9 protein-coding genes and 1 pseudogene are annotated in these 12,255 nt (G+C 40.0%); 6 read left to right on the top strand and 4 right to left on the bottom strand.

Annotation, left to right across the window (positions count from 1 at the left end; translation table 11 throughout):
* The first annotated feature begins 356 nt into the window (after nt 1-356).
* The 6 genes from G4P69_RS19860 to G4P69_RS19885 all read left to right on the top strand — a co-directional run bounded on the left by G4P69_RS19860 (nt 357) and on the right by G4P69_RS19885 (nt 7,003).
* Nucleotides 357-2,021 (top strand): DUF3352 domain-containing protein, encoded by a 1,665-nt coding sequence (locus tag G4P69_RS19860; protein ID WP_208350950.1) that lies wholly within the window; start codon nt 357-359, stop codon nt 2,019-2,021.
* A 92-nt stretch (nt 2,022-2,113) separates the two neighbouring features.
* Nucleotides 2,114-3,028 carry a class I SAM-dependent methyltransferase gene (locus G4P69_RS19865; RefSeq protein WP_208350952.1) on the top strand — a complete coding sequence of 305 codons (915 nt, stop codon included), beginning with the start codon at nt 2,114-2,116 and terminating at the stop codon, nt 3,026-3,028.
* Nucleotides 3,029-3,420: 392 nt separating this feature from the next.
* Entirely contained in the window at nt 3,421-3,549 is a 129-nt protein-coding gene (locus G4P69_RS40470; protein ID WP_208345290.1) for an IS1/IS1595 family N-terminal zinc-binding domain-containing protein, read from the top strand.
* 70 nt (nt 3,550-3,619) lie between these two features.
* The gene (locus G4P69_RS19875) at nt 3,620-4,741 is read left to right on the top strand and encodes a TauD/TfdA family dioxygenase (protein ID WP_208345289.1); all 1,122 of its coding nucleotides are present in this window, start codon (nt 3,620-3,622) and stop codon (nt 4,739-4,741) included.
* Nucleotides 4,742-5,088: 347 nt separating this feature from the next.
* Nucleotides 5,089-6,486 (top strand): methyltransferase domain-containing protein, encoded by a 1,398-nt coding sequence (locus tag G4P69_RS19880; RefSeq protein WP_208345288.1) that lies wholly within the window; start codon nt 5,089-5,091, stop codon nt 6,484-6,486.
* A gap of 58 nt (nt 6,487-6,544) precedes the next feature.
* Nucleotides 6,545-7,003 (top strand): aspartate 1-decarboxylase, encoded by a 459-nt coding sequence (locus G4P69_RS19885; RefSeq protein WP_208345287.1) that lies wholly within the window; start codon nt 6,545-6,547, stop codon nt 7,001-7,003.
* Between the two features lie 193 nt (nt 7,004-7,196).
* On the opposite strand, the gene G4P69_RS19890 is transcribed toward G4P69_RS19885, so the two are convergent.
* The 4 genes and pseudogenes from G4P69_RS19890 to G4P69_RS19905 all read right to left on the bottom strand — a co-directional run.
* Nucleotides 7,197-8,069 (bottom strand): 6-carboxytetrahydropterin synthase, encoded by an 873-nt coding sequence (locus tag G4P69_RS19890; RefSeq protein WP_208350953.1) that lies wholly within the window; start codon nt 8,067-8,069, stop codon nt 7,197-7,199.
* A gap of 85 nt (nt 8,070-8,154) precedes the next feature.
* Nucleotides 8,155-8,976: a J domain-containing protein gene (locus tag G4P69_RS19895; RefSeq protein ID WP_208345946.1), complete on the bottom strand. Its 822-nt coding sequence runs from the start codon at nt 8,974-8,976 to the stop codon at nt 8,155-8,157.
* Nucleotides 8,977-9,215: 239 nt separating this feature from the next.
* Nucleotides 9,216-11,021, bottom strand: a complete 1,806-nt coding sequence (locus G4P69_RS19900) for an iron uptake porin (protein WP_208350960.1) — start codon at nt 11,019-11,021, stop codon at nt 9,216-9,218.
* 881 nt (nt 11,022-11,902) lie between these two features.
* Nucleotides 11,903-12,255: pseudogene (locus tag G4P69_RS19905) on the bottom strand (photosystem II D2 protein (photosystem q(a) protein)); the annotation flags it as partial.

Genomic DNA, 12,255 nt, shown 5'->3' on the forward strand with positions numbered 1-12,255 from the left:
CCGTGTATGCTACCATAAGCGCGGTTACACTATTGTAACAATTTGAAAAAGAAACACTTAAAAAGTCGGAGATTCCGAGCCGTGTAAATAAAGTACGATTATATGCTGTTTGGCAAGATAAAACAATCTTTTAAGTTATATAAGGATTTTTTTCTGCAAGAATATAAATTTTCCGAATTCCCTCTTTATACTTTTGAAGTAATGTTTAAAACTATCGCAATTACCGTGTGCGTACGATCACTGGTACCATCAGTAAATACCGATAAATTAGTGCTATCTAGATCATAAATAGGCAAACTCCCGAATGACACTGTTAGAAGTCTTGAGGACAATTTGAATAAAAGAGGATAATAACAATGCCTGAAAAGAAATCAAAATTATTAATTCCTGTAGTTGGAGCAGCATTAGTTGTTGCTGGAAGTATTGCTTGTTACATGTATTTAAAAAATGGACCTGCTGGAGATATATCAGGTGCTTTGGAAACTGCCAAAGTTGTACCCAATGAGGCAATAATGGCAACTTATATCTCCACTGACCCTAAAGTTTGGTCAAAGTTCCAGCAGTTTGGAACAAAAGAAGCACAACAGGTAATGTTAGAAAGCCTAAATAAATTAAATAAACAGCTATTGCCTGATAGTAACATTTCTTATGAACAAGATATAAAGCCGTGGATTGGTGGTGTGATGATTGCTATGTTACCACCAAGTTCAACTCAAAAAGTCCAAAACCCCCCCGTGACATCACAACAACAGAATAATATGCTTATGGTGGTGGGGATTAAGGATAAACTTAGCGCTTTGAATTTTGCGAATAAACTTAAGTCAGAAAAAGACATTACAACTAACGAAGTTGACTATAAAGGAGAGAAAATTATAGAAACAACAAGCAAGAATAAATCAACTTACACCACGATTTTAAATAATACCTATTTAGTATTAGCTCCACAAAAGCAATCTGTAGAACATGCTATTGATGCCTATAAGGGAGAGCCTTCTTTTGTAAGTAAAGAAGGTGCAGAAAATGTATTAACAAAAGGCGTAAATGTAGACAACACCTTGGCACAAATTTACGTGCCTGACTACGGGAACATGGTACAAAAATTGATAGCTGCAAATCCCCAAGCAGCGCAGCTACCCCCACAAACCTTAGCACAGTCGAAACAAGTCAAATCTATGGTGGCAGGTGTGGGTGTTGATGATGTAGGTGTACGGATGAAAGTGGTTGCTAATTTAGACCCACAATTGGTAAAATTTCAATATCAAAATTCTGATGCTAAAGTGGTGTCGCAATTACCTGCTGACACTATGGCTCTGATCAGTGGACAAGGAATCAGCAGTTGGTGGTCAGCATTTGTGGAGCAGTCAAAAGATTATCCAGAATTGAATCAAGCACTCGATCAGCTTCGTGGACGAATGAAGTTAGTCAATATTGACTTAGATAAAGAAGTTTTTGGGTGGATGAACGGAGAATTTGCTGTTGCTGCTATTCCATCTAATCAGAGTGTATTGGCTGCAATTGGCTTTGGGGGAGCTTTTGTCTTTCATACAAGCGATCGCCAAACTGCTGAAAGTACTCTCAGCAAACTAGACACCCTCGCTAAAACACAGCAAGTTAACGTCGCGCAAAGAAATATTGGCGGTAAAGATGTCACAGAATGGGTTGTTCCGCAACAAGGAGCTTTATTGTCACACGGCTGGCTAGATCAAGATACCGTATTTTTGGCTCTTGGTGGACCTGTTGCTGATGCGATCACTGCTCCTCAAGGTCAATCCTTAGATAATAACGAAAACTTTAAAGCGGTAACTGGCTCTTTGCAAAAGCCAAACGGCGGTTACTTTTACTTAGATATGGACAAAACCATGGCTGTGCTAAATCGTTTTGCTAATGTACAAAAGCAGCCAATCTCACCTGAAGCCAGTGTTATCCTCAATTCTATTCGTGGGCTAGGAATCACTGCTACAAGCCCTGATAAATCGACCAATAAAATGGAACTTCTATTAGCGTTGAAAAATAGGCAATGAGTGGAAAATGGGCATGGGGCATACCCTATGCCCTATGCCCCTAGTATGATATCTTTATTTCCACACTTGGTTTATGAGTAAACAATATTTTTATGACCGCTACTTACAAACCCACCATTGGGTTAGCTTCTCGCTTAGTCAACGGTGTACTGTCAATCAAGCCACTGGCTAACTTAGCGAAGCATCAAGCTAGGCAAATGATGATCAAGCGCGCTGAGAAAATAGGGATAAATTGGACGCAGCAAGTGCAGATGCTAAAAGCACATGATTGGGAAACTGAGATCGCTAAAGTACAAAATCCCAATCTTTCCTACCCAGAATACTACTTGCGCCCATTCCACGCATACGAAAAAGGTGATCTGTGCTGGGAAGCGGCTTTAGAATTAGAAGTCGCTGCGCACGCAGTTCATGCTAATATTTGGTCTGGTGCAGGGGCGCAAGGCGATGCAAAATTGCGTCAAAGTTACCACAATATCCTCACTAGCGTTATTCCCAATCAACCAAAAGACATTCTGGACATGGGTTGTGGTGTAGGACTAAGTACTTTTTCTCTCCAAGAAGTATACCCTAATGCTAAAGTTACTGGCTTAGACTTATCTCCCTACTTTTTAGCCGTTGCTCAATACCGTACTCGTCAGCGCCACTATGATATTAACTGGGTTCACGCTGCAGCAGAATCAACTGGTTTACCGGATGCTTCGTTTGATTTAGTTTCTATTTTCTTGACGTGTCACGAACTCCCACAAATTCCAACTATGGAGATTTTTGCTGAAGCGCGGCGTTTACTACGCAAAGGGGGTTACTTTGCAATTATGGATATGAATCCTAATTCAGAAAATTTTAAAAGAATGCCGCCTTATGTTTTAACTCTGCTCAAAAGTACCGAACCGTATCTGGATGAATATTTCACCCTGGATATAGAGCAGGCACTGGTTGCAGCAGGCTTTAATCCTCCGAGGATAAGAGAGAATAGCCCCCGTCATCGCACGATCATTGCTCAGTTGTAGAGATTATTTGCAGCTTTTTCATTATCTCTACCGTAGGGTTTGCTGAAAAACTCAATAAAAAGCCTATTGAAGGTAAGGTAACTTATTCAAGCAAGGGATGTTATGACCAACATTGCGCACTTCAAAACGTAGCATTTAATGTTACGTAATATTTTTATAAAAAAAGTAAATAAAAATACTAAATAGCTTCAAGTAAGTCAGTAGGAAAAAATAAACAGGGCTGTAAAAGCATAAAAGGGGTGGCATAGGTTATAAATCAAGCTTTTTACAAAGCTGGACATGCATCGTGTTGTCGTGTAACTCGTAATTGGATACCACTCGTGAGACAATCAAAAAAACGGTAGTGATGCATAGTAATGATAAAATAAGGAAGTATTGTTCAAGATCAAGTTATGAACTGTCTTAAATGCAGATCAAATAACACAGTCAAAAATGGACAAACTCACTATGGAAAACAACGATTCAAGTGCCAAGATTGTGGACGACAATTTGCCCTTAAGTCCAACGAGACAACCAGTTAATGACTCAACACGTTCCTTAATCGATAAACTTTTACTTGAACGGCTTTCATTAAGGGCGATATCATAAACCATGCAAAACGATAAGTTTATAACAATTGATGGCAACCGGTTTCATTATATTTGGTTACGCGATAACTGCTTATGTTGTGAGTGTCGCCATTCCAGTTCTTTTCAGAAAATATTTGATATTTCTGATCTCACGGAACCCCCAAAGCCTTTGAAGGTAAACTTAACAGATCAACAGTTGATAATTGACTGGAATGAAAACCAACCTCATCGGAGCATATTTCCTGTCTCTTGGTTGATGAGTCACGCCTATGACGCTCCAGTAGGAAAAGATAGTTTCCATAATAATATTGAGCTACGTAAACAAGAAGAAATTTTGTGGGATAGTAAATGGATAAAAGCACACCCACCACAAAAACATGATTTTCATTCATGTGATCACCAAGCTTGGGTTAATGATCTCTATACTGTGGGCTTTGCAGTGTTAAAGAATATGCCTCAAGAAGAGTTATATGGTTTTATCAGTTCTATTGGACCGATACACTATACAGAGGGAGGAAAATTCTACACTGTAAAATGTAAGCCTGGAGCGAATGATATATCTGAGACTGGCTACGCTTTACCTCCCCATACTGATTATGAAAGTTATATGCATGCCTCCCACCTACTTCAATTTCTCTACTTTGTAGAGAACAAAGCAATAGGTGGAGAGTCATTGTTAGTAGATGGGTTTCGGATTGCCCAAGATTTTCAAAAACACCATCCAGATTACTTTGAAATTTTGGCGACAACCCCTGCTCAATTCCAGCAATTTTACACAGATTGGCAATACTATCACCGTCGTAGTCGTCCAATCATAGAATTAGATTGCTTAGGTCAAGTTATTGGTGTCTATTTCGGTCACTCCCACGCCTGTAACTGGAATATATCTTTTGAAAAGATGGAAAAGTTCTATCAAGCCTATTGTGCCTTCTTTCGGTTTTTAAAAAGTCCTAATTATCAATATTGTTTTCGTTTAGGTGCAGGAGATTGCCTGATAGTACAGAACTTCCGAGTACTTCATGGTAGAACAGCTTTTGATGCAAATTCTGGTTACCGACATTTGGAAGTTTCATATGTTGCTTGGGACTACTTGACTGGAAGAGAAAATTTTAGGCAGTTTAAACATTTATACGCTATTCAGTAAAATTGGCACGTTGAGCGTGTTGCCATTGGGTTTCCAGATTGGAAAGGACAGCATCAGAATTGTCCTGCCATCGATAACGAGAACGAAAACATTGCTGACGCTGTTGAAAATAAATTCGCTCTTTACAGTAAGCATTACGAGAAACAGTCTTAAGTTGCTGTTGTAATTCCAGACGAGATCCAAGAGGTCGATAGAGTAACCAAGCTCCTTGACGTAAAAGGGAACGGCGTAATTCCTTAAAAAGCGTACAATCCTCACTATGTACGTGCCAATTTTACTCAATAGCATTGATACTTGGTATAGTCCTTGTTGCATGAATGGGAAGAAAGCTTTAGGTAGAAATCATCATGACATCTAAAAAATTCACTGAAGCACAAACAGAAGCTTATTATAATAGTGAAGATAGTCTGTATCGGAGTTTCTGGGATGAAGAGGGTAGTCTCCATTGGGGATATTTTGACAATCTAGAAGACTCTCAGACTGGAGATTTTCTTCAAGCTTGTCAAAGATGGAATCAATATATGCTTGAAGCAAGCAAAATTAATGCTTCTGCTAAAGTTTTAGATATCGGTTGTGGCAATGGGAATACAGCCATTTGGCTGGCTGAACAAACCGGATGTGAAGTCATCGGTATCGATCTGAGTAATGTACGGATTAATAATGCTAAAGAAAAAGCTAAAAATTATCCTCACCTGCACATTTCTTTCCTGAAAACCTCAGCGACTAACTTACCTTTTGATAATAATTTGTTTACCCACGTTTGGAGTCAAGCTACAATTTATCACATCCCAGAACGTGACAAAGCATTACAAGAAATTCATCGAGTTCTTCAAGAAGAAGGAAATTTTCTATTTGATGACTTGATTACACCTATCAAAGAAATTAGTCCACAAGGTTGGCAATATGTGTATGAAAGATTACTGTTTGAACCAACTTTTAATTTTGATAGTTATGTAGATTTTTTAAGTCAGTTAGGCTTATTGGTTTGGAAAAGAATTGATTTGAGTAAGCATCTCAAAAAGAGCTATGAGTTACTCTCGCAACTGGCTTTAGAGAAATATCCTAATTTAAGCATCGCCTATACAAAGATGTGTGAAGCTATTGACAAAAGGGAAATAGGATGGGCATTTTATCATTGTATAAAAGTCAGCGATCGCCTAACTTGGATTTACCAAAATAATGATCAAGAAACTCTGAGGAATAAGTATAATGCTTGGGCGAGAATTTATGATAGAGAATTAGATCAATCCTATCGGTCCTCTCCCATTGAGTCAGCGCAAACTTTAGCCCAATTTTTGCCCCAGAAAGATGCTGCTATCCTAGATGCGGGAGCAGGGACAGGAATGGTAGGAGAAGCACTGTACGCTCTGGGATATACCCAAATTGTTGGAGTTGATCTTTCAGAGGAAATGCTAGAAATTGCTCGAAAAAAACAAGTTTATCGGTATCTGTATCAGGGAAATTTGGAAGAGGATATAAATTTATTTGAGCCAGAATTATTTCATGCTATTATTTCAGTGGGCGTGTTCACTTTTGGTCACGTTCATCCTCAAGCTTTAAAAAATTTATCTTTTCTGTTGAAGTCTCAAGGCTATTTTCTCCTGACGGTGCGAGCAGACTACTACAACATTAATGAATCTTTAAAACAGGTACTAGAGGAATTACCATGGCGTTTAATTGCTCGGAAGGAATTTAATGCCTTTGAAATAGAACCTATGTATGCCTTTGTTTGGCAAAAAATATAACGACTGAAAACAGTTTGTACGACTAAATTCCAATTGTCAAAATAGAAAATGAGGTTATATGGCTACAATTAAACTTATGCATGCCAAGCTACATCGAGTGAGAGTGACTGAGGCTAATCCTCATTATGTGGGTAGTATCACCATCGATCAAGAGTTACTTATACAAGTCGGTATTTTGCCTTTAGAAGAAGTAGAAATTGTCAATATTGATAATGGAAATCGCTGGTCAACTTATGTTTTACCAGGAGAAGCAGGAAAGAGACAAATTTGCCCTAATGGTGGAGGTGCACTATTGTCTCAACCTGGAGATACTTTAATTATTTGGGCAAATGAAGAACGTGATCGCGCTGAAGTTTTGCAGCATGGTCATCAAGCGCTGGTACTGCTCGCTGATGAAAATAATTGTCCTCAAGAAGTTTTCTGCCAAACTTTAACCCCCAAGGAAGAAACTGTCGAATACAACGGTTATCAAGTCATAGATTCCACATTATTCAGCGGTAATCTTGGAGATCATTAAAATGTCTTCTTTGGTACTCTTTCAATATTGCAAAGTCGCTTACAAGGTGAGGGAAATCATCCAGATATTCAAGTGATTAAAGAATACGACAATTTGCCTCGAATATATTGTTACCCAAAACAAATAAATCAAGTATTTATGCGAAGAGAGAAACCTGGCTTTTAGACAAACCAAGTTTCTCTAGTTAAGAAATTTATCTTTTCACTAAAACTGGTTCTTGTTGTGCTACTTGAATTGGGTTTAATTCCAAGTCAGCAGCGTAGATTTCGCAGGAGTTATTTGGACTTTCGATTAACTTAACTTTGTAAAGGTGACATCCAAGATTCTGGATAGGCGATCGCAAGATATTGGTGATGTAGACTGCTATATTTTCTGCGGTAGGAACAACTTTTTCAAAGTAAGGGATATCTTTATTGAGGAAAGTGTGATCTAATGGCTCAAGCACATCATCTTTGATCAGTTGCTCCAGCGCAACGAAATCAACTATCATCCCAGTACGCGGATCAATTTCACCTTTTACGGTAACTTCTAAATGGTAGTTATGTCCATGACCATTAGGACGAGCACATTTACCGTAAATCTCGAAATTTTCTTCACTGCTCAGGTGAGGATGAGCTAGTCGATGGGCGGCGCTAAAATGACTGCAGACTGTGAGGTAAGCTTCCATTCTGTTTCCTAGATAATCGGCGTAAAGTTCAGGATTTTCAAACAACTGTATGCGAGTTACAGGCAAGTAGGGCGCTAGCCTATGCCAGATAACTCGTGCAATATTTTCGGTAGTGGGTAGAGTTTGTTGAAAGTCTGTCCACACATCGTTCAGATAGGAAGAGTCGAGTTGGCTTGTAACTTCCCGGTTGATGATTTGTTTCACATCGGATAAGTTCAGCACCATCCCATTTTCATCCAATTCTCCTTTTAGTGAGACAAATAAGACATAGTTATGCCCATGTCCCGGAAATCGAGAGCAAGCGCCAAATTTTTCAATGTTTTCTGCTTCACTCAGTTCTGATAACCAGTACCGATGACTTGCCGAAAACTGCGCACGACGATTTATAATGCATTGCATGAGTACACTGGAATCAGAATTTAATATTTCTTAAGATTTTCCTTCTTCTAGGATAAACTAATTTCTTGCTCAATAGTCATCAGCATTAACCACTAACTACAGATTCTTGTGCTTCACAGTGTAAATGAGTGGCGATGCGAAACATTTCTTGCCCTGTATGCAGGTAACTTTCATCGTAGTTTAGAGGAAAATAGGCTAACTCATCTAATCCATCACCTATTTGATTAAGCGAGTAGTATAGGTGAGTTGCTGTTCTTGCTAAACTAGGAGGATTAGGTAGAGAACGGAAAATGTTTTGCGCCTCCTTTAAGTAATTTCGACAAGTGGTTAAATAATCTTGAAATTCTTCTAAAAGTTCATCATCAAAGGGATCAGCTGCTAGGTTTTCAATTTGCTGGTGTAGAGAGTTGAGAATCCGACAAAGGAGGCGATTAACTGGTTGATAAACAACCCGCAGCCATTCCTCTACTTGCTCATCAGCATTGCGTCCTGTTTTTCGTGTAGCATGATATTGTTGCGCAGCTGCCGCACTACGCTGTTGGCGCTCATTATGATACTGTTGCGTATTACCACTACGTTGTTGGCGCTCATTAGAATATTGGTGCGTATTAGCATTACGCTGTTGGCGCTCATTATAATATTGGTGCGTGTTAGCGCTACGCTGTTGGCGAGGCTCGTTGATTTTTGGGGAAGTGACGCGCAGCTTTTGGTCATAATTTCGGCGGCTTTGAGCATCGCCTAAAATTTCATAAGCTGCGTTGATGCGTATAATTTCCTCGTGATTAGCGGTTTCCTGATTGCTGTCTGGATGAAACATTTTTACCAAACGGCGATAGGCTTGCTTAATCTCCGCTTGGCTCGCTTTTTGACTAACTTTAAGAGTTTCATAGTAATTAGAATCAACCATCGCAATCAAGCTTCCCTGATTTTCTTGTCGTTGAGTAACACGACTTGCAACAGATAAAGCAGTATCTTCTCAAGAATCTCCGTCTATGCTCTAGAGGAGAGTGTCAACTCATCTATTTAATTTTACCTTGAGGATTTGAGGAATCAAACCAGCACAAACGACAAAAACCCCACCGCTAGGTGGGGAGCAATAAGTTTCAACGAGTTGTTGTAGCAACTACGTTTTTTTAGCTGAACTCATTAGAAGGTGAAAGTTGTTCTCAAGGTACCAATGAAGACGTCATCGTTGTTGCTACTTTGACCAGGAGAAGTCAAGTAAATAACACCTGGGGTAATGGAGATATTGTCGTTAAGGCGATACTTATAGAAACCTTCAACGTGGATTGGTGTATCAGAACCACCGAAACCTCTACGGTTACGGGCATAAGGTTCTGCACCAGCGAATAAGCCTAAAACGTTTCCTTTCTTACCAAGATCGGGGAATGCTACACCACCTCCGTATGTCCAAGCTTGGAAGTTATCAAGTCTATTGACTTTACCTGAAACGTCGGAATATGTAGCGAAACCACTAATCGAGATTTTATCGCTGGGTTTGAAAGAGGCTTCTATACCATAGTTATTACTTTCAGCGGCGTTAATGACCTGGTTAGCTTGTGCAGTACCAACTGTTGCAGCGTTTGTAGCTAGTACTCCACCCTGATCAAATATGGCAGTACCACCCTTGTGATATCCATGAACGTAGGTTGCAGCTATGGCAAACTTACTACTAAAGTTGAAGTTCAATTGTGCTAGGGCTGCATAGTTACCGTTGAAAACACCTCTACCAAGACCAGGGTTAGCAGGATCAGATGCCAAGTACCCTAAAGTCAGTGAACTTGGTCTGAGAAGACCACCCTTACCAAATTTGAGGCTGACTGCTCCACCTGCACCACCACCAATGTTATAGATTGGGTTTCTTTGAGCAAAGGTAGACAAAGAACCATTACCGCCGTCAAAGTCTTCAAAGTAGGGGTTGAGAGTTGGTGCGTAATCGCTATGAATACCACCTGTAGCTGCAACATAGACTTGGGCGGGTCCAATCGGGAAGTAATAAGACAACCAATCTATGGAAACACTGTTATTGTTATTGGTTGTTCCATTACCAGTGATGTTGAAGGTTTGTGTACCTTCAGATGTGTTGAAGCGACCGGCACCAACAGCTGCTGTACCTAGGTCAAATTTATTGGTAAAACCACCATTACCAGTTGCTAAACGGGTATGTAAAGTGTCTCTACCGGTGAAGCTGGTTTGCAAGTCTAAACGTACTCTGTCTTGAAAGACAGCACGGTTCCTGTCACTAGCTCTATTGCTAAGAGGAGCTGATAGTGCAAAAATTGCTTCACCAACGAGTTTAGTTGTCGTTGAAAACTGATTTGCTTCCAATTCAGCAGTTTTCGCTTCTAATGCGTCGACTCGACCACGAAGAGCGGCAAGTTCAGAGCTGAATTCTTCTTGCAAACGCTGTAAGGTGGCTAGATCCTCTTTTTTCACTACATCAGATGTTGCAGTGGCAATCAATTCATTAACCCGATCTAAACACGCATTTAAACCTGCGGCAAATTCATAGCGGGTCATTGCACGGTTACCACGAAAAGTCCCATTTGGATAACCAGCGATACAACCATAGCGTTCTACCAAGGACTGCAATGATTGGAATGCCCAATCAGTTGGCTGTACGTCTGAGAACTGGGAAACTGATGTTACTTGGGACTGAGAATTGTTTTTCCCTTCGTTGCTGTAGTTGTTAACTTGCTCTAAAACGTTGACTTGTGTTTGTTCGGATTGACTAAAAGTTTGTGATTTTTGGGCAATCTTTGTGACGGCTGTTGAATTTAGTAGTTCTGATGCGGATTTAGAAACCTCTTGATTGTTTGCTTGTGAAAGGTCAGTCTTAATAGTCTGTGCATTATTGGGCTTCTGAGCGGCGAGCGCTGTCGTTGAAATTAGCAGCGTTGCTCCTAAAATTGCTGGGCTAGCTACGAACGATTTCCACAAGAGATTAGACATCTTTACCTGTTCTCCTCACACCGTTTTTATACAATTTTTTTGTTTGCTACTACATATTTGGGAAAATGCAACTTCTTGCTCAAACCTATGGATGAGAGATAATTGTCTCCACCATTTTTTAGTTTTTGCCAAGCTAACGATTAGTTAAATTCCGGTAAAAAAAATATGTAATTAACTTATGCAAAAACATAGCTCTATAGTATGCAATTATAATTGCTCCACTTGGGATGGCATAACAAAAGTGTCGCCTTCTTAACTGTCACACACCATTGAGTGTGCTGCATGGGAACTATCGCTGATTTGAGCTTGATAAAAGACTACATCTGTAGAGACGAATGGTAAGAAGATGTCAGTAAGTTCCGCTAGCTCATTAAGAAACCACAAAAAATGTACCCATAAAAAACTATCCGCTCTTACTTTAGATCGAGGGACCTAAAATAAGAGCGGTCTAGCGGATCATCGGGTTGCAACCAGACTGCTGAAAGGAACTCCAGGCTAGCCTAGCTACTTGGTCTAACTTAGTCTCTCAAGAAGACTTAAGCTAACTCTTAGAGAACAGCTCCAGCACACAGCCGGTTTGCTGCAACCTGATGACCCATGCGTTTACTACTATCTGTCATGGGCATCACCTCCTTGTTGCCTAAGCGGCCTTAGTCTCAAAAGGGCAGAGCTTTTAACTCTGAGTTTTTCTTTACTTTATTTATAGTAGCATATCAATTCGACAATACAGGAGTCAGAATTCAGAATTCAGAATTTAATCCTGTCTTACTGGTAAAGCAACATGGTCTTGGCGTATTCGACTCCTTTTTATATACGAAAACCCCCACTATATATATAGTGGGGGAAAATTCAGCTATAAAATGCTGTATCCTAGACGATTATTACAAAGCGTTACCGCGAGGCAGAACTTCCTCTGGGAAGACGAATTGTTCGTGAGGTTGATCTTGAGGAGCCATCCAAGCACGGATGCCCTCGTTCAGTAAAATGTTCTTTGTATAGAAAGTTTCAAACTCTGGGTCTTCTGCTGCTCGCAATTCTTGCGATACGAAGTCGTAAGCTCGCAGGTTCAGGGCTAATCCCACAATCCCTACTGCGCTCATCCACAAACCTGTAACTGGTACAAACAACATGAAGAAGTGTAACCAGCGCTTGTTGGAGAACGCAATACCGAAGATCTGTGACCAGAAACGGTTAGCGGTTACCATTGAGTAGGTTTCTTCCGCTTGGGTTGGGT

It is taken from the genome of Aetokthonos hydrillicola CCALA 1050 (genome assembly GCF_017591665.1).
Lineage (GTDB): Bacteria > Cyanobacteriota > Cyanobacteriia > Cyanobacteriales > Nostocaceae > Aetokthonos > Aetokthonos hydrillicola.